General features: G+C 65.2%; 15 protein-coding genes and 3 tRNA genes. 11 read left to right on the top strand and 7 right to left on the bottom strand.

Features of this window, described 5'->3' with window-relative positions:
- The first annotated feature begins 2 nt into the window (after window positions 1-2).
- The 7 genes from GTP41_RS02600 to GTP41_RS02570 all read left to right on the top strand — a co-directional run bounded on the left by GTP41_RS02600 (window position 3) and on the right by GTP41_RS02570 (window position 8,868).
- A complete protein-coding gene (locus GTP41_RS02600) occupies window positions 3-2,771 on the top strand; it encodes an EAL domain-containing protein (protein WP_161024008.1) in 2,769 nt (922 codons plus the stop codon).
- Between the two features lie 82 nt (window positions 2,772-2,853).
- Window positions 2,854-4,425, top strand: a complete 1,572-nt coding sequence (locus GTP41_RS02595; RefSeq protein WP_161024007.1) for an oleate hydratase — start codon at window positions 2,854-2,856, stop codon at window positions 4,423-4,425.
- Window positions 4,426-4,499: 74 nt separating this feature from the next.
- A complete protein-coding gene (ipdC, locus tag GTP41_RS02590) occupies window positions 4,500-6,146 on the top strand; it encodes an indolepyruvate/phenylpyruvate decarboxylase (RefSeq protein WP_308700826.1) in 1,647 nt (548 codons plus the stop codon).
- Window positions 6,143-7,141 (top strand): ubiquinone anaerobic biosynthesis protein UbiU, encoded by a 999-nt coding sequence (gene ubiU / locus GTP41_RS02585; protein ID WP_161024005.1) that lies wholly within the window; start codon window positions 6,143-6,145, stop codon window positions 7,139-7,141. The genes ipdC and ubiU overlap by 4 nt, the downstream gene beginning before the upstream one ends.
- A gap of 2 nt (window positions 7,142-7,143) precedes the next feature.
- Window positions 7,144-8,049, top strand: coding sequence for a U32 family peptidase (locus GTP41_RS02580; protein ID WP_161024004.1), 906 nt, complete (start codon window positions 7,144-7,146; stop codon window positions 8,047-8,049).
- A complete protein-coding gene (gene ubiT, locus GTP41_RS02575; protein ID WP_161024003.1) occupies window positions 8,046-8,510 on the top strand; it encodes a ubiquinone anaerobic biosynthesis accessory factor UbiT in 465 nt (154 codons plus the stop codon). Before GTP41_RS02580 ends, ubiT begins: the two co-directional genes overlap by 4 nt.
- Window positions 8,503-8,868 carry a putative zinc-binding protein gene (locus tag GTP41_RS02570; protein WP_161024002.1) on the top strand — a complete coding sequence of 122 codons (366 nt, stop codon included), beginning with the start codon at window positions 8,503-8,505 and terminating at the stop codon, window positions 8,866-8,868. Before ubiT ends, GTP41_RS02570 begins: the two co-directional genes overlap by 8 nt.
- Here GTP41_RS02570 and GTP41_RS02565 read toward each other — a convergent pair.
- Window positions 8,835-9,176 carry a hypothetical protein gene (locus GTP41_RS02565; protein ID WP_161024001.1) on the bottom strand — a complete coding sequence of 114 codons (342 nt, stop codon included), beginning with the start codon at window positions 9,174-9,176 and terminating at the stop codon, window positions 8,835-8,837. The two genes, GTP41_RS02570 and GTP41_RS02565, sit on opposite strands and share 34 nt — an antisense overlap.
- A gap of 189 nt (window positions 9,177-9,365) precedes the next feature.
- Here GTP41_RS02565 and ahpC point away from each other — a divergent pair, with 189 nt between their 5' ends.
- Together ahpC and ahpF are read left to right on the top strand one after the other, a co-directional pair.
- Entirely contained in the window at window positions 9,366-9,929 is a 564-nt protein-coding gene (gene ahpC, locus GTP41_RS02560; RefSeq protein WP_161024000.1) for an alkyl hydroperoxide reductase subunit C, read from the top strand.
- 106 nt (window positions 9,930-10,035) lie between these two features.
- The gene (gene ahpF / locus GTP41_RS02555; protein ID WP_161023999.1) at window positions 10,036-11,616 is read left to right on the top strand and encodes an alkyl hydroperoxide reductase subunit F; all 1,581 of its coding nucleotides are present in this window, start codon (window positions 10,036-10,038) and stop codon (window positions 11,614-11,616) included.
- A 160-nt stretch (window positions 11,617-11,776) separates the two neighbouring features.
- Here the strand turns inward: ahpF and GTP41_RS02550 are convergent.
- From GTP41_RS02550 to GTP41_RS02535, 4 genes are all read right to left on the bottom strand, one after another.
- Window positions 11,777-11,853: transfer RNA gene (locus tag GTP41_RS02550), tRNA-Asp, on the bottom strand.
- 109 nt (window positions 11,854-11,962) lie between these two features.
- Window positions 11,963-12,039 (bottom strand) — tRNA-Asp (locus GTP41_RS02545).
- Window positions 12,040-12,054: 15 nt separating this feature from the next.
- Window positions 12,055-12,130: transfer RNA gene (locus GTP41_RS02540), tRNA-Val, on the bottom strand.
- A gap of 101 nt (window positions 12,131-12,231) precedes the next feature.
- The gene (locus GTP41_RS02535) at window positions 12,232-14,343 is read right to left on the bottom strand and encodes a S9 family peptidase (protein WP_371867256.1); all 2,112 of its coding nucleotides are present in this window, start codon (window positions 14,341-14,343) and stop codon (window positions 12,232-12,234) included.
- Between the two features lie 68 nt (window positions 14,344-14,411).
- On the opposite strand from GTP41_RS02535, the gene GTP41_RS02530 reads away from it, so the two are divergent.
- Both GTP41_RS02530 and GTP41_RS02525 read left to right on the top strand, forming a co-directional pair.
- Complete coding sequence (locus GTP41_RS02530) at window positions 14,412-15,683, top strand: MFS transporter (protein WP_161023998.1); 1,272 nt, start codon at window positions 14,412-14,414, stop codon at window positions 15,681-15,683.
- Complete coding sequence (locus GTP41_RS02525; RefSeq protein WP_371867255.1) at window positions 15,680-16,939, top strand: glycerate kinase type-2 family protein; 1,260 nt, start codon at window positions 15,680-15,682, stop codon at window positions 16,937-16,939. The genes GTP41_RS02530 and GTP41_RS02525 overlap by 4 nt, the downstream gene beginning before the upstream one ends.
- On the opposite strand, the gene GTP41_RS02520 is transcribed toward GTP41_RS02525, so the two are convergent.
- On the bottom strand, window positions 16,932-17,507 hold the full coding sequence (locus tag GTP41_RS02520; protein ID WP_161023997.1) for a hypothetical protein: 576 nt from the start codon (window positions 17,505-17,507) through the stop codon (window positions 16,932-16,934). The genes GTP41_RS02525 and GTP41_RS02520 overlap by 8 nt on opposite strands.
- Before the next feature lie 18 nt (window positions 17,508-17,525).
- Window positions 17,526-18,353 (bottom strand): DUF8616 domain-containing protein, encoded by an 828-nt coding sequence (locus tag GTP41_RS02515; protein ID WP_161023996.1) that lies wholly within the window; start codon window positions 18,351-18,353, stop codon window positions 17,526-17,528.
- Window positions 18,354-18,556: the final 203 nt, after the last annotated feature.

Here is an 18,556-nt window from a genome sequence, read left to right as displayed (position 1 = left end):
ACGTGCCTCTTTTCCTGGCTGGCCTGTGCGCAATCCTGCTGCTGTTCCAGGCACCCGCCGTGCGGGCGCAGGAACGCGTCACCCTGCAGCTGAAACATAGTCACCAGTTCCAGTTCGCCGGCTACTATGCCGCGCTGGAAAAAGGCTATTACCGCGACGCCGGGCTCGATGTGCAGCTGCTGGAAGGCAGCGACGGCAACGAGCCGGAACGCGCCGTGCTCGATGGCCGCGCCCAGTACGGCGTGGGCAGCAGCAGCCTGCTGCTGGCGCGCATGTCCGGCAAGCCGCTGGTGGTGCTGGCGGTGGTCTTCCAGCATTCGCCCTACGCCCTGGCCATGCGCCAGACCGGCCCCGCGCCCGATATCCGCAGCATCTCCGGCAAGCGCGTGATGATCGGCTCCCTGACCGACGAACTGACCCAGGCCGACGAGGTCATGGCCTACCTGCGCAAGGAGGGTATCTCCACCAGCCAGCTGGTGCGCGTGGAGCACAGCTTCAACCCGGACGACCTGGTCAAGGGCAAGGTCGACGCCATGTCGATCTTCGTCAGCAACGAGCCGGATTATCTGGATCGCCTCGGCTTCCCCTACGACATCTACAGCCCGCGTGCGGCCGGCATCGACTTTTACGGCGACAACCTGTTCACCAGCGAAGCGGAAATCAAGAACCACCCCGAGCGCGTGCGCGCCTTCCGCGCCGCCAGCATGCGCGGCTGGCAGTACGCCATGAGCCACCAGGAAGAAATCGTCGACCTGATCCTCAACAAGTACTCGCGCCAGCACGACCGCATGCACCTATTGTACGAGGCGCGCCAGATGGTGCCGCTGGTGCAGCCGGTGCTGGTGGAGATCGGCTACATGAACCCGGACCGCTGGCAGCACATCGCCGACGTCTACACGGAGCTGGGCATGCTGCCGAAAGGCGCCAACTTCAACGGCTTCCTGTACAACTCCGATCCCGGCACCGACCTGACCTGGCTCTACCGCGTGCTGGGCGTGGCGGCCGGCCTGCTGGTGCTGGGCGCGGTGATCCACTTCTCGCTGCTGACGCGCGAGCGCACGCGCGCCGAAGAGACCATCCGCAAGGGCGAACAGCGCTTCCGCACCATGTTCGAAGCGGCGCCGATGGGCATTGCGCTGATCGACTCGGGCAGCGGCCAGTTCCGCGACGTCAATCCGCGCTACGCGGAAATCGCCGGCCGCTCGGCGCAGGAAATGCGCGCCAGCCGCTGGCTGGAAATCTGCCACCCGGACGACGTGGGGCCGGAGCAGGAAAAGATGGCGCAGCTGGCGGCGCAGCAGATCAGCGGCTTCAAGATGGAGACGCGCCTGGTGCGCCCGGACGGCCGCATCGTGTGGGTGGAGGCCTCGATCAACGCGGTGGAAACCGAAAGCCAGCCGCACCACCTGTGCATGATCGAGGACATCACCGAGAAAAAGGAAACCGAGGCGCTGATCTGGCAGCAGGCCAACTTCGACACCCTGACGCAGCTGCCCAACCGCCGCATGTTCCTCGACCGGCTGCAGCACGATATTCTGAAATCGCGCCGCGACGGCACCCGCATCGCCATCCTGTTCATCGACCTGGACCACTTCAAGGAAGTCAACGACACCCTGGGCCACCACCAGGGCGACGTGCTGCTGGTGGAAGCGGCGCGCCGCATCGGCGCTTGCGTGCGCCAGTCCGACACCGTATCGCGCCTGGGCGGCGACGAATTCACCGTGATCCTGCCCGAGCTGGCCGAGGTGGACCGGGTGGAAGGCATCGCCCAGCACATCATCGACAGCCTGCGCATGCCGTTCCAGCTGGGGCAGGAGCAAGCCTTCATCTCGGCCTCGATCGGCATCACCATCTACCCGGACGACGCCGGCAATATGGACGACTTGCTGAAGCACGCTGACCAGGCCATGTACGCGGCCAAAGGGGCCGGCCGCAACCGCTTCAGCTACTTCACCCCGGCATTGCAGGTGGCCGCGCTGAACCGCATGCGCCTGACCAACGACTTGCGCGGCGCCCTGAAAGGCAACCAGCTCAAGCTGTACTTCCAGCCCATCGTGCACCTGCAGAGCGGCAAAGTGCACAAGGCCGAAGCCCTGATCCGCTGGGAGCACCCGCAGCGCGGCATGGTCAGCCCGCTGGAGTTCATTCCCCTGGCGGAGGCCAGTGGCCTGATTGTCGATATCGGCGAATGGGTGTTCCGCGAATCGGCGCAATGGGTCAAGCGCTGGCGGCAGGAGGTGCACCCCAACTTCCAGGTCAGCCTGAACCAGTCGCCGCTCGAATTCCAGCGCGAGCGCGGCAGCTATGCCGAATGGCTGGCGCATTTGCAGCAGATCGGCGTACCGGGCGAGAGCATCGTGGTGGAGATCACCGAAGGCCTGCTGCTGGACGCCAGCGCCAACGTCACCGACAAGCTGCTGCAATTGCGCGACGCCGGCATCCAGGTCGCGCTGGACGACTTCGGCACCGGCTACTCCTCGCTGTCCTACCTGAAGAAGTTCGACATCGACTACCTCAAGATCGACCGCAGCTTCACCCGCAACCTGGCGCCCGACTCGAGCGACATGGCCTTGTCCGACGCCATCATCGTCATGGCGCACAAACTGGGGCTGAGCGTGATCGCTGAAGGCGTCGAGACCACCGAGCAGCGCGACCTGCTGGCCGGCGCCGGCTGCGACTACGGCCAAGGCTACCTGTTCGCCCGCCCCCTGCCCGCCACCGACTTCGACGCCCTGCTGCGCCAGCAATCGAGCGTCGCCACCGCGGCCTGAGTGCGCGCTTCTTGACCTAGGTCAAAGCCGGGCGGCACGGCGGAAACCTATAGTTACTCCCGAGTTAACAAGGGAGTAAACAATGGAACAAGAAAAACAAGCCTACCTGGTAGGCGCCGGCATTGGCAGCCTGGCGGCAGCCGCCTTCATGATCCGCGATGGCAAGTTGCGCGGCGAGCAAATCCGCATTTTCGAAGCGCTGGGCGTGTCCGGCGGTAGCCTGGATGGCGCCGGCAACGCGCAGGACGGCTATCGCCTGCGCGGCGGCCGCATGCTCACCACCGACAACTACGAATGCACCTGGGACCTGTTCCAGTCCATTCCGTCGCTGCGCCACCCGGGCCAGTCGGTGCTGGACGAAACGCTGGCCTTCAACGAGCTGCACAAATCGCATTCCCAGGCGCGCCTGGTCGACCGCAACCGCCACAAGGTGGACGTGAAGTCGATGGGCTTCAGCCTGCGCGACCGCATGGAACTGCTCAAGCTGCACGAGGCCGACGAAGCGGCCCTGGGCAACAGCCCCATCACCGACCACCTGTCGCCGGAATTTTTCGACACCCCGTTCTGGTATATGTGGGCCACCACCTTCGCCTTCCAGCCCTGGCACAGCGCGGTGGAGTTCAAACGCTACCTGCACCGCTTCATGAAAGAGTTTGCGCGCATCGAGACGCTAGCCGGCGTCAAGCGCACGGTATTCAACCAGTACGACTCCCTGGTCAAGCCGCTGCAAGCCTGGCTGCTGGAGCAGGGCGTGCGCATTGAAAACGGCTGCACCGTCAGCGATATCAAACTGGCCGGGCACGCCGGCGACGCGCTGCTGGTGGAGGCAATCGAGCTCGATCGCAACGGCACGCGCGAGCTGCTGCCGGTGGCGCCGCAGGACCTGGTGTTCTTCCAGAACGGCTCCATGACCGACGCCTCCAGCTTCGGCAGCATGCAATCCGCCCCGCCCAAGCTGGACCGCCACCAGAGCGGCGGCTGGCAGCTGTGGGAGCGCCTGGCGCAAGGCCGCCCGCAACTGGGCAATCCTGCCGCCTTCAACCGCAACATCGCGCAGTCGTGGTGGGAATCGTTCACCGTCACCCTGCACGACACCGAGTTCTTCGACCAGATGCAAGCCTTCAGCGGCAACGTTGCCGGCACCGGCGGCCTGGTCACGTTCAAAGACTCCAACTGGCTGATGTCGGTGGTGCTGGCGCACCAGCCGCACTTCGACAACCAGCCGGAAGGGGTGCGCGTGTTCTGGGGCTACGCCCTGCATCCGGACCGCGTGGGCAACTTCGTCGCCAAGCCGATGGCCGAATGCAGCGGGGCCGAGATCCTGCGCGAACTGGCCGGCCACCTCAATTTCGAGATGGACGTCTTTGCGCAGGCCAACTGCATCCCCTGCCGCATGCCTTACATCACCAGCATGTTCATGCCCCGCCTGCACAGCGACCGCCCGCTGCCGGTGCCACCCGGCTCGCGCAACCTGGCGCTGGTGAGCCAGTTTGTCGAAGTGCCGGACGACGTCGTCTTCACCGTTGAATACTCGGTGCGCGCGGCGCAGATGGCGGTCTACCAGCTGCTTGGCATCGAACGGGCGATCCCGCCGATCAAACGCCACGACAAATCGCTGGAAGTCATGCTGGCGGCGCTGGTCAAGGCAGCATAAGCCCCTCAAGGGTCAGCCAATGGTCAATTTAGAAAACTTGACCTGGCTCAAGGATTTTTCGGGGGCGCGCGCGCATGATGCGCGCTATGAATCTCGCAAACTCACTTTTGCACGCGCTCCATGACCATGGGGCGCGTGAAGTCTTTGGTATCCCCGGAGACTTTGTGCTGGCCTTCTTCGAGCAAATCGAGAAATCTGGCGTTCTGCCCCTCTACACGCTGAGCCATGAGCCGGGCGTGGGCTTCGCGGCCGATGGGGCGGCACGCTATCACGGGCGCATAGGCGTGGCGGCGGTGACCTACGGTGCGGGGGCGCTGAATATGGTCAACGCCGCCGCGGGCGCTTATGCGGAGAAGGTGCCGATGGTAGTCATCTCGGGCGCACCAGGCACCAACGAGCGGCGCAACGGCTTCCTGTTGCACCACCAAGTCAAGCACCTGGATTCGCAAATGGCGATCTTCCGCGAAATCACCTGCGACCAGTGCGTGCTGGACGACCCGCAGCGCGCGCCGGCCGATATCGCGCGCGTACTGCGCAGCGCGATCACGCATTCGCGCCCGGTCTATATTGAACTGCCGCGCGATATGGTGCATGCGCCTTGCGCGCCGGTGGTGGCGCTACCGGCGCCAGGCCACGATCCCGACGCGCTGGCCGCCTGCGTGGATGAAGTGCTGGGCCGCCTGGAGCGCGCTGCGCGCCCGGTGCTGATGGTGGATATCGAAATCCGCCGCTTCGGCCTGGAGAGCAAAGTGGCGCAGCTGGCCGCCAAACTGCAGGTGCCGGTGGTGACCTGCTTCATGGGCCGCGGCCTGCTGGCCAGCGAGCCGGAGGCGCCGCTGCTGGGTACCTACCTGGGCGTGGCCGGCGCGGAGGAAGTGACCGATGCGGTGGAAGGCTCGGACGCCCTGCTGATGCTGGGCGTGATCCTGTCCGACACCAATTTCGGCGTGCAGCGCGAACGCATCGACCTGCGCAAGTGCATGCTGGCGCTGGATGGCGACGTCACGCTCGGCTACCACACCTATCACGATATTCCGCTGGAAGCGCTGGTGGACGGCCTGCTGGCCAACGCCAAGCTGCTGCGCACCGGCCCGGTCCAGCCGGGCGAGCGCACCGTCTACCCGTGCGACCTGCCGGCCGACGAGGCGGCCCTGGTGCCGACCGATGTGGCGCGCGCCGTGAATGACCTGATGCGTAAGCACGGCCGCATGCCGATTGCTTCCGACATCGGCGACTGCCTGTTCACCGCGCTGGATATCGAGAACACCGACCTGCTGGCGCCCGGCTACTACGCCACCATGGGCTACGGCGTGCCGGCCGCCTTCGGTTTGCAGGCAGCCGGCGGCGAACGTCCGCTGGTGCTGGTGGGCGACGGCGCCTTCCAGATGACCGGCTGGGAGCTGGGCAACTGCCAGCGCTACGGCCTGGACCCGATCGTGATCATCTTTAACAACTGCAGCTGGGAGATGCTGCGCGCCTTCCAGCCGCAATCGGGCTTCTGCGATTTGAGCGACTGGCACTTTGCCGATATGGCGCCGGCCCTGGGCGGCGACGGCTACCGCGTCAGCACGCGCGGCGAACTGGTGGCGGCGCTTGAAAGCGCCATGCAGCGGCGCGGCCGCTTCCAGCTGGTGGAAGTGATGCTCCCGCCGGGCAGCCAGTCCGACACGCTGACGCGCTTTGTACAAGGCGTGCGCCGCCTGCAGGGAGCCAAGGCATGATCGAACTCGTTTGCCCTGCCGGCAGCCTGCCGGCCCTGAAAGCCGCCGTCGATAACGGCGCCGACAGCGTCTACCTCGGCTTCCGCGACGCCACCAATGCGCGCAATTTCGCCGGCCTCAATTTCGACGAGGCCGCGATCGCAGAAGGCATCCGCTACGCCCACGCGCGCGGCCGCAAGGTGCTGCTGGCGCTGAACACCTACCCACAGGCCGCCAACTGGAAGCTGTGGCGCGGCGCGGTCGACCGCGCCGCCGATGCCGGCATCGACGCCATCATCCTGGCCGATCCCGGCCTGATGGAGTACGCCCGCAACACCCATCCCGGCCTGCGCCTGCACCTGTCCGTGCAAGGCTCGGCCACCAATTACGAAGCGATCAACTTCTACCACGAGCAGTTCGGCATTTCGCGCGCCGTGCTGCCGCGCGTGCTGTCCATGCAGCAGGTCGAACACCTGCTGCGCCATGTGAAGACCGAGATCGAAGTCTTCGGCTTCGGCAGCCTGTGCGTCATGGTGGAGGGCCGCTGTGCGCTGTCGTCCTATGCCACCGGCGAGTCGCCGAACACGGCGGGCGTGTGCTCGCCGGCCAAGGCCGTGCGCTGGCAGGAAACGCCGAAAGGCCTGGAGTCGCGCCTGAACGGCGTGCTGATCGACCGCTACCAGCCGAACGAAAACGCCAGCTATCCGACGCTGTGCAAGGGCCGCTTTGAAGTGGAAGGCGAAACCTATTACGCGATTGAAGAACCGGCCAGCCTGAACACCATGGAACTGCTGCCGCAGCTGGTGCAGATGGGCGTGAAAGCGATCAAGATCGAAGGCCGCCAGCGCAGCCCGGCCTATGTGGCGCAGGTGACGCAAGCCTGGCGCGCCGCGATCGACGCCTGCGGCGACGGCAAGCGCCGTTTCGCCATCCACCCAAGCTGGAGCGCCGCGCTGGACCGCGTGGCGGAAGGCCAGCAGCACACCCTGGGCGCCTATCACCGCAAATGGAAATGAGTATGTTGAAATTAGCCCTCGGGCCGGTGCTGTACTACTGGCCGCGCCTGACCATGTTCGAGTTTTACCAGCAGGTTGCGGAAAGCCCGGTCGATATCGTCTACCTGGGCGAAGTGGTCTGCTCGCGCCGCCATGAACTGCGCCTGCCGGACTGGTTCGATATCGCCGCCATGCTGCGCGACGCCGGCAAGGAAGTGGTGCTGTCGACGCAGGCCCTGATCGAGTCCGGCGCGGAGCTGACCACCATGCGCAAGCTGTGCGAGGCGCGCGAGTTCCTGGTGGAGGCCAACGACTTCGGCGCGGTGCGCAACCTGGAAGGCGCCGGCTTCATCGCCGGCCCGCACCTGAACATCTACAGCGAGCCGACCCTGGCCGTGCTGGCGCGCCAGGGTGCGCGGCGCTGGGTGGCGCCGCTGGAAATGGACCGCAGCGCCATCGCCACCCTGCTCGCTACGCAGCCGGCCGGCATGGAGAGCGAAGTCTTTGCCTGGGGCCGCATGCCGCTGGCCTTCTCCGCGCGCTGCATGACCGCGCGCAACCGCAACCTGCCGAAGGACGATTGCCAGTTCAGCTGCATCGACTATCCCGACGGCCTGGTGATGGATACCCGCGAACAGAAAGCCTTCCTGGTGCTGAACGGCATCCAGACCCAATCCGCGCTGTGCTGCAACCTGGTGCTGGCCATGCCGGACATGGCGGACATGGGCATCAACGTGCTGCGCATTTCGCCGCAGGCGCGCGACACGCTGGAAGTGGTGGCCGCCTTCGACAAGGTGCGGCGCGGCGAATGGCAGCCGGCCCATGCGGCGCATGTGCTGGAGCCGATGGCGCCCGGCGGCAGCTGCGATGGATTCTGGAGCGGCCAGCCCGGCATGGAGCGCAGCGCTGCGCTGGAGGAAGCGATATGAACGCCGCCGCATTGCGCATCCCGCCCGCCATCGGCCGCCTGCTCGGCCGCCTGCCGCCGCAACCGCCGGCCTGGCTGTTCGTGCATGGCCTGAACCGCCTGCTGGCGCCGCAATTGCCGCAGGACGTGAAGCAAGCCTTGTTCGCGCGCCGCCTGCGTTTACGGGTGGAGGACGCGGGCCTGGCGATTGATTTCAGCTGGCAGGGCAATGCCTTCGAGATGGCGCGCCATGGCGACGCGCCCGACCTCACCATCGGCGCCTGCGCGCACGACCTGGTGCTGATGGCGCGCCGCGAAGAGGACCCGGATACGCTGTTCTTCTGCCGCCGCCTGATCCTGGAAGGCGACACGGAACTGGGCCTGCTGTTCAAGAACACCCTGGACGCGCTGGACGCCAGCGCCTTCGACTGGCGCCGCCTGCTGCCTAAATTCCCGCTGCCGCCCGGCGCCCGCCATGGCTGACAAGACGCTGCCGCTGGTGTATTCCTGCTCCGGCTGCAGCAGTGCCGCGCAACTGGCCAATGCCGTTGCGCTCAAGCTGGACCGCGACGGCAGCGCCGAAATGTCCTGCATCGCCGGCGTCGGCGGCGGCGTCGCCCCGCTGGTCAAGCTGGCCCAATCGGGCCGCACCATCCTCGCCATCGACGGCTGCCCGCTGGCCTGCGCCCGCGAATGCCTGGCCCGGCAGGGCGTCACCCCCGACCACCATTTACTGCTCAACGAGCACGGCGTGCGCAAGAAAATGCACACCGATTACGACCCTGCCGAGGTCGATGGCCTCGCGGCTCAAGCCGCTGCTATGCTGCGTGCGCCCGGTTGAGCGGGACGCAGCCAGAGATATTGGCCTTTCCAGAGCGTGATATAGAGCAGGGCCGTGAAAGGCTTGGCATTCGGACCGCACATGAAGGCCGCAGCCTGGCCGGCGGCGCAATCGAACTGCAGCGCGGGAGAGGTGCACCAGTCGATTTTCATTTGCACGCTATGCCGGCCCGGCTGGAGCGCAATGCGCACTTCCTGGCCGTGCCCGATATCAGCCACAAATTTCCCATCAAGCAGCACTTGGTACTTGCGCGCGCGGTCCTGCCACAGCGCCGCGCTGCGCTGGATAATCAGTTCAGTTTCGTTCATGTTGATTACTTTATGGCAAGTCTGTCGAGGAGACAACCGCTGGCGCGCCAAAAGGGGATAATAATGGTCGCGTCATGCGGTTCTGATAGACAAAACCTATTGAGTCTATTTGAACAATCAAATTTCCAAATCTGAGGGAAGGCCTTAAACTGGCGTCTCATTGATTCACAAACCCACGAGGAAACCACAATGTCCCTGATTAACACCCAAGTAAAACCATTCAAGGCCACCGCATACCACAACGGCAAGTTCGTTGACCTGACCGAAGAATCCCTGAAAGGCAAGTGGTCCGTATTCGTGTTCTACCCAGCCGACTTCACCTTCGTCTGCCCAACCGAACTGGAAGACCTGGCCGACCACCACGCAGAATTCGCCAAGCTGGGCGTGGACGTGTACGGCATCTCGACCGACACCCACTTCGCGCACAAGGCATGGCACGACACCTCCGACGCGATCAAGAAAGTGCAGTACGCCCTGATCGGCGACCCAACCGGCACCCTGTCGCGTAACTTCGAAGTGATGATCGAAGAAGAAGGCCTGGCACTGCGCGGCACCTTCGTCATCAATCCGGAAGGCTTCATCAAAGTGATGGAAGTGCACGACAACGGTATCGGCCGCGACGCTGCTGAACTGCTGCGCAAAGTGAAGGCAGCCCAGTACGTGGCTTCCCACCCAGGCGAAGTGTGCCCAGCCAAGTGGACCGAAGGCGCAGCAACCCTGAAGCCATCGCTGGACCTGGTCGGCAAGATCTAAGCTAGTCCGCATTCAGCCCTGCTGAAGGCAACCGGCGGCCCTACGGGGCCGCCTTGAGGCGTTGAAGCGGTACCCTCCGCAAGCGACTAATCAGAAAGGAATAGCCATGCTGGACGCAGACCTGAAAGCCCAACTCTCCTCTTACCTGGAGCGTGTAACGCACCCGATCGAGATCGTGGCGCATACCGACGCCTCCGCCAAATCGCAGGAAATGTCGGCCCTGCTGCAAGACGTCGTCTCCGCTGGCCACGGCAAGATCACCGTGGTGGCAGGCAGCGATGAGCGCGCCCGCAAGCCTTCCTTCGACATCACCCGCAAAGGCACCGATATCGGCGTCAGCTTTGCCGGCATCCCCCTCGGCCATGAATTCACTTCGCTGGTGCTGGCGCTGCTGCAAGTGGGCGGCCATCCGATCAAGCTGGATGAAAAAGTCATCGAGCAAATCCGCAACCTGGACGGCGATTACGTCTTCGAGACCTTCATCTCGCTGAGCTGCCATAACTGCCCGGAAGTGGTGCAGGCGCTGAACGCCATGTCCGTGATTAACCCGCGCATCAAGGTGGTGGCGGTGGACGGCGGCGTGTTCCCGAAAGAAGTCGAGGAGCGCCAGGTAATGGCGGTGCCGATGATGTACCTGAACGGCCAGCATTTCGGCCAGGGCCGCACCAATGTCGAGGAAATCCTCGCCAAACTGGATACCGGCGCCTCGGCGCGCGCTGCGGCTGAATTGAGCAAGAAAGACGTGTTCGACGTGCTGATCGTCGGCGGCGGCCCTGCCGGCGCTGCGGCGGCCATCTACACCGCGCGCAAAGGCATCCGCACCGGCGTGATCGCCGACCGTTTCGGCGGCCAGGTGCTGGATACGCTGTCGATCGAGAACTTCATTTCGGTGAAGGAGACCGACGGCCAGAAGTTCGCGGTGGCGCTGGAGCAGCACGTCAAGGAATACGACGTGGACATCATGAACACCCAGCGCGCGTCGAAGATCGTGCCGGGCAAGATCAAGGAAGTGCATACCGAGAGCGGCGCGGTGCTGAAGGCGAAGTCGGTGATTATTTCCACCGGCGCACGCTGGCGCGAGATTAATGTGCCGGGCGAGAAGGAGTACCGCAACCATGGCGTGGCGTACTGCCCGCACTGCGATGGCCCGCTGTTCAAGGGCAAGCGCGTGGCGGTGATCGGCGGCGGCAACTCGGGCGTGGAAGCGGCGATCGACCTGGCCGGCATCGTGGAGCATGTGACCCTGATCGAGTTCGGCGCGGAACTGCGCGCGGACGCGGTGCTGCAGCGTAAGCTGGCCACCCTGCGCAATGTGAAGGTGATCAAGTCGGCGCAGACGTCCGAGATCCATGGCGATGGCAAGAAGGTCAATGGCCTGAGCTATACCGACCGTGAAACCGGCCAGTCGCACCGCGTGGACCTGGAGGGTGTGTTCGTGCAGATCGGGCTGGTGCCGAATACCGAGTGGCTGAAGGGGTCGATCGACCTGTCCAAGCACGGCGAGATCGAGGTGGATAACAAGGGCCAGACGTCGATGACCGGTGTCTTCGCGGCGGGCGATGTGACCACCGTGCCGTATAAGCAGATCGTGATCGCGGTCGGCGAGGGCGCCAAGGCGGCGCTGGGTTCCTTTGATTACCTGATCCGCTCCAGCGCGGATGACGAGCCGGCGGCTATCGCTGCCTAAACCCGGTAAGGCGGGGTCTGACCCAAGGGTCAGACCCCAGGCATACAACCGAACCCCAGGCATGTGACCTGACAGGGTCTGACCCTTGGGTCAGACCCTGGTTTACCGGGTTCCAAAACGAAAAAAGCCCCGAAAAAATTCGGGGCTTTTCTCTATATACTGGCGGAGCGGACGGGGCTCGAACCCGCGACCCCCGGCGTGACAGGCCGGTATTCTAACCAACTGAACTACCGCTCCAGTTCTTCATCTTACGATCAGAAGAGGCCGCATTATAAAGCAGATTTTCTTCTTGGCAAGCATGAAATGAAAAAAGCCCCGAATTTCTTCGGGGCTTTTCTCTGAATATTGGCGGAGTGGACGGGGCTCGAACCCGCGACCCCCGGCGTGACAGGCCGGTATTCTAACCAACTGAACTACCACTCCAATTCTTCTAGCATCTGGTGGGCGTTGAGAGGGTCGAACTCCCGACCTAATCCTTGTAAGGGATCCGCTCTACCAACTGAGCTAAACGCCCCCGCCTTCGCTATCGAACGTTTGTCACAACGTTCAGAAGAGGCCGCATTATAGGATGGATTCAAAAACCCGCGCAAGGGGTTTTCCAAAAAATCTGCAAAATTATTTGGAAACCCCGATCTGCGACATGATCCAGGCGTACTCGAACGCTTTCTCCTGCAAGGCGTTATAGCGGCCGGACGCGCCGCCGTGGCCGGCGCCCATATTGGTCTTCAGCAGCAGCGGGTTGCTGTCGGTCTTGTGGCGGCGCAGCTTGGCCACGTACTTGGCAGGTTCCCAATACATGACCTGGCTGTCGTTCAGGCCGGTGGTCACCAGCATGGCCGGATAATCTTTCATCAAGATGTTGTCATACGGGGAATAGCTGCGCATGTAGTCGTAGGCCGCCTTCTCGTTCGGATTGCCCCATTCCAGGTATTCGCCGGTGGTCAGCGGCAGGCTGGCATCCAGCATGGTGTTCATCACGTCCACGAAGGGCACCGCCGCATGCACCGCCTTGAACAGGTCGGGACGCATATTCACCACCGCGCCCATCAGCAGGCCGCCGGCGCTGCCGCCCTGGATCGCCAGGCGGTCGCGGCTGGTCCATTTTTCCTTGACCAGGTATTCGGCGCTGTCGATGAAGTCGTTGAAGCTGTTCTTCTTCTTCATCAGCATGCCGTCGTCATGCCACTGCTCGCCCAGGTCGTTGCCGCCGCGGATATGCGCCGCCGCGTATACCACGCCGCGCTCCAGCATGCTCAGGCGGATCAGGGAGAAGTTGGCTTCCTGCGGGATGCCGTAGGAACCGTAGGAGTACAGCAGCAGCGGCGCCGAGCCATCCAGCTTCACGCCCTTCTTATAGGCCACCCACAGCGGCACTTTCACGCCGTCGCGCGCAGTGGCCCACAGGCGCTTGGTCTCGTACTGGCTGAAATCGAAACCGCCCGCCACTTCCTGCTTCTTCAGCACCGTGCGCGCGCCGGTCTTCATGTCGACATCGATGGTCGAGGGCGGCGACAGCGGCGACTGGTAGCTGATGCGGTACTGAGTCAGGCCGTATTCCAGGTTGGTGGACGGCATGCTGACATACACCTCGTCGTCGAACTTCACGGTCAGCCATTTTTTGCTGGCGAAGTCGTAGATGCGGGTGCGGCCCAGGGCTTGCGACTTCTCCTGCACGGCCAGAAAGCCTTTGAAGGCGGTCACGCCTTGCAGCAGGGTGGTCTTGTCATGCGCCACCACCTCGGTCCACTTCTTCGGGTTGGCGAGCGGCGCGCTCACCAGGCGGAAGTTCTTGGCCGCCTTGTTGGTGCGGATGTAGAGCAGGCCTTCGCGGTGGCTGACAAAGTAGCGGTGGCCTTTGCTGCGGCCCAGCACGGACTTGAACTTGCCCTGCGGCTGGTCGGACGGCAGCATGAATACTTCGCTGGTGTCGGTCGCGTTGGCGACCAGGAAGATGTGCTTGCGGTCCAGGCTGCCCATCACGTCCAGGTTGAACTGCTCGACTGCCTCGTGGTAGACCTGCTCCTGCTGGCCGTCCAGCGTCACGCGGAACAGGCGGTCGGCGCGCTTGGTGGTGGCGTCTTCCTGCACCACGAACAGGGTCTTGTTGTCGGCGGCCCAGGTCAGGGACGTCACGCGCGGCATGCTGAGCGACAGCACCTTGCCGCTGGCCAGGTCCTTCACATGCAGCTGGTACTGGCGGAAGCCGTTATTGTCGGTGGTGTAGGCCAGCAGCTTGTCGTCCGGGCTGGCCTGCATCATGCCGACGTGGAAGAACTTCAAGCCTTCGGCCATGGCGTTCTGGTCCAGCATGATCTCTTCGGCCGCGTTGGCGTCGTAGCTGCCGTCGGCGGCAGCCTGGCGGCGGCAGTTCAGCGGGTACTGCTTGCCGGCCTCGACCCGGGTGTAATAGTAGTAATTGCCGCGGCGCGCCGGCACCGAAAGGTCGGCCGGCATGGTGCGGTCCTTGAATTCCTTGTACAGCGTTTCCGCGAAAGGCTTGATGCTTTCGGTCATGGCGGCGGTGTACGCGTTTTCGGCGTTCAGGTAGTCGATGACCGCCTGGTCTTTTTTATCGTGCAGCCAACGGTAATCGTCGGTCACCTGTTCGCCGTGGCGGGTTTCCATCCACTGGGTTTTGGCGGCGATGGGCGGTTGCGGCACATCGGCGGCGAGGACCGGCGCTGCCAGCACGGGCAGCAGCAGGCTTGCTACAAAACGTTTCTTCACTTCTTGGACTCCTCGGGAAAAAATGTGCAATGATTCTAGGGTGTGATAATTAGAAATACAACAATAGAATGATCAACACCGAAAAGCTGTACGCGCGCGTCGGCTGGCGTTTGCTGCCCTTCCTCTTTGTCTGCTACGTGGTGGCCTACCTGGACCGCGTCAACGTCGGTTTCGCCAAGCTGCAGATGCAAGCCGACCTGCAGTTGTCGGACACTGTGTACGGCCTGGGCGCCGGCATCTTCTTCATCGGCTATTTCCTGTTCGAGGTGCCGGCCAACCTGCTGCTGCTGCGCGTCGGCGCGCGGCGCTGGATCGCGCGCATCATGGCCAGCTGGGGCCTGTTGTCGGCTGGCATGATGTTCGCCAGCAGCCCGGCCAGCTTCTATGCGCTGCGCTTCCTGCTGGGCGTGGCGGAGGCGGGCTTCTTCCCCGGCGTGATCCTGTACCTGACCTACTGGTACCCGGCGCAGCGGCGCGCGCGCATCGTCGCCATCTTCATGAGCGGGGTGGCGGTGGCCGGCGTGGTGGGTGGCCCCGTGTCCGGCTGGATCATGTCGCATTTCGCCGGCCAGGCCGGGCTGGCCGGCTGGCAGTGGCTGTTCCTGCTGGAGGGCTTGCCCGCCGTGGCGCTGGGCGTGCTGACGCTGGCGGTGCTGGACGACGGCATCGACGACGCGCGCTGGCTCGACGACGAGGAAAAGGCGCTGCTCAAGCATGAACTGGCGCGCGACGGCGCGCCGCGCGCGCAATGGTCGCTGCGCCATGTGTTCGGCAGCAGCCGGGTATGGATCCTGGCGCTGATGTACTTCCTGTTTGTCATGGGCTTGTACGGCGTGGGCTTCTGGCTGCCGCAGCTGATCCGCAACGCGGGCGTGCAGGACGTGCTCGACATCGGCCTGCTGACGGCCATTCCCTATGGCGTGGCGGCGCTGGCCATGATCGCGGTGGCGCGCCACTCCGACCGCAGCGGCGAGCGGCGCTGGCACGCGGCCCTGCCGGCCTTTATCGGCGCGGCGGGACTGGTGGCCTCCACCCACTACGCGCACCACCCGCAGCTGGCGCTGGCGGCGCTGAGCGTGGCCACGGCCGGCATCCTCAGCACTTTCCCGGTGTTCTGGAGCATCCCGACCGCCATGCTGGGCGGCGCGGCGGCGGCGGCCGGCATCGCCATGATCAATTCCCTGGGCAACCTGGCCGGCTTCGTCAGCCCCTACCTGGTGGGCGCCATCAAGGACGCCACCCAGAGCACGGCCAACGGCATGCTGCTGCTGGCGGCCAGCCTGGCGGCGGGCGGGGCGCTGGTGCTGGCCTGCGTCGGCCGCCAAGGAGAGGTGCTGTGAAGACCGGGCGCGCCCTGCTGGCGGAGTTGTTCAACGCCGCCCTGCGCGCGGCCGATCCGCTGGACACCATCGGCGCCCACCTGCCGCCGCCGCCCAAGGGCCGCACCGTTGTGATCGGCGCCGGCAAGGCGGCCGCGCGCATGGCGCAGGGCGTGGAGCGGCGCTGGCAGGGCCCGCTCAGCGGCGTGGTGGTGACGCGCTACGGCCATGGCGCGCCGACGAAACAGGTGCAGGTGATCGAAGCCGGCCACCCCGTGCCGGACGAGGCCAGCGCGGCGGCGGCGCGGCGCATGCTGGCGGCCGTGCGCGGCCTGGGGCCGGACGATATGGTGCTGTGCCTGATGTCGGGCGGCGGCTCGGCGCTGATGGCGCTGCCGGCCGGCGCCATCAGCCTGGAACAGAAGCGCTCGATCAACCAGGCCTTGCTACGCAGCGGGGCGCCGATCGCCGCCATCAACACCGTGCGCAAGCACCTGTCGGCCATCAAGGGCGGCCGGCTGGCGCTGGCCTGCGGCGCTGCGCGCGTGGTCACGCTGGTACTGTCCGACGTGCCGGGCGACGACCCGGCCGTGGTGGCAAGCGGACCCACCTTGCCGGACGCCTCCACCGCGCAGGACGCGCTGCGCATTCTTGAGCAATACGGCATCGCCATCCCGCCCGCGGTGCGCGCCGTGCTGGAAGACCCGGAACTGGAAACGCCCAAGCCCGGCGACCCGCGCCTGGAGCGCAATAGTGTGGCGGTGATTGCCAGCGCGCGCCAAGCCTTGCAGGCGGCGGCCGATGCGGCGCGCGCGGAAGGCCTGCGCCCGCTGGTGCTGAGCGACCGGCTGGAAGGGGAGGCGCGCACGGTGGCGCAGGCGCATGCGGCCCTGGTGCAGGGCGTGATCGAGCATGGCAGCCCGTTGCGGCCGCCCTGCGTCATCCTGTCCGGTGGCGAGACCAGCGTCACGCTGCGCGGCAGCGGGCGTGGCGGGCGTAATGCGGAATATTTGCTGGCGCTGGCGGTGGCCCTGCAAGGCGCGCCGGGCGTGCACGCGATCGCCTGCGATACGGACGGCATCGACGGCACCGAGGACAATGCCGGCGCCGTGCTGGCGCCGGATACGCTGCAGCGCGCCGCCGCCCAGGGTGTCGATGCCCGCGCCCTGCTCGATAACAACGACGGCTACAGCTTTTTCGCGGCGCTGGGCGACCTGGTGGTGACCGGCCCCACCCGCACCAACGTCAACGACTTCCGCGCAATCTTAATTATTTGAGGTTGGCGGCCAGCTTGGCCCACACCGCATCGCCGATATCCGGCCGGCCGTCCGGCGCGCGGAAGGAGAGGAAGAAGACCTGGTTCTTGACGCCGGTCGCCATGTACATGAAGTAGGCCGGCTGGCCGGTGGTATTGCTGATCATCGACACCAGCACCGCCGGGTGCTTGCCCTCCTTGAACGGCGTCACCTTGATATTGGTGGCGGCGCTTTTCAGCTTGTTGAGCGAGCCCGGGTCGTCGATCCCATAGAACAATTTGGTGCGCGCCTCATAGGTGACATCGGTGGCGGTCGAGCCGTAGAGGTAGCCATGCCTGGAGGGCAGGTTGGTGGCGCTGGCGTTGACCGCGTCGGCCGGGCGCATCCAGTACTGGTAGCCCATCTTCTTGATCTTGGCCGGCAGGTACTCCACCGGCACCGGCACCTTCAGGTCGATTGGCAGCGGCAGGCGGCCGGCGCCCATGAAATTCTCGAGCGGTATGTCGCGCGTCTGCACCGGTTCGGCAGCGTAGCTGGCGATGCTGGCGGCGATACCCGTGGCAAAGCAGGCCAGATGCATGAAGTTCATAGTTTCCCCTCCAGAGTGTTATTGGCGGCCCAGGCTGGCCAGTAAGCTTGCCGACGGCTGGTCGCCCGTGGCTGCCGCTTGTTGCAGCAAGGCGCGCGCCGCCTGCGTGTCGCCCCGGGCATTGCGCTCCAGGCGCAGGATGGCCGCATTATACGCGGCGATCGGCTGCGCCAGCGCCGCTGCCGCCTCAAAAGTGGCCAGGGCCCGTTCCGGGCACAGGTGGAAGATTTCATGGCCGGCGCCGGCGCGCAGCAGGGCGTCGCCATCCTTTTGTTGCGTGAAGTGGGCCTCCAGCATGGCGGGCCAGCCGGCCACCAGGGCGGCCATGACCGGGCTGCCCTGCTGCACGGCGTAAGGCCCGCCGCTGAACAAGGAGAGGGCTTGCCGCGTGGTGTGGCTGCCGCCCTGGCTGTCGAACCAGAGGAAGCCGTCCCGGCCCTCGACCGGCATGCCGTTCAGCGCTTGCGACAGCTGCTGCGCCAGCGGCTTGCGCTGCCGCTCCGGCGCCACCCCGCTCCACGAGGCGTTCAGCACCACGCGCCGGATCTTGCCGCCCTGGGCCCGCACCATGCCGGCCAGCTGCTCGATGCTGAGGATGCGGTAGTCCGGGCCGTACAAGTGCCAGGGGCTGCCGTGCATGCCGATGCGCAGCACCTCGTCGCCTGCATCCGGCATCGCCTCCATATAGGCGTGCAAGGCCTGTTCGGCCGGCACGCAGCCATCCTTGCTTGGGGAACAGGTGGCAATGGTGAGCGAGCCCTTCAGGGGCAGGGCGCTGGTGCAGGCGGCGCTGGCGCCGCTGCTGGCGGCCAGGGCTGCCAGCAGCAGGGGGAGGGCGAGTTTCATGGAGGGCGAGGATGGGGAAAAGCCCATCCTCGCACGGAATTATTTTTTTGGCAATCTTGCGGCCGGCGGCCTAGAATTCCTCCCAGTCGTCGCCGGACGGCGCGGCCTTGGCCGGTGCGGCCGGGCGCTTGGGCGCGGCCGTCGTGTCCGTGCCTTTGGCCGCTGCCACCGCGCGCGCCGTCGCCGATCCGGCGCGGGCCGGG

Origin of the sequence: Pseudoduganella guangdongensis (assembly GCF_009857475.1) — a bacterium.
GTDB classification, from domain to species: Bacteria; Pseudomonadota; Gammaproteobacteria; order Burkholderiales; family Burkholderiaceae_D; genus Rugamonas; species Rugamonas guangdongensis.
The sequence above is the reverse complement of the archived record's forward strand: the minus strand, read 5'-3'. Positions and strand labels throughout refer to the sequence as shown.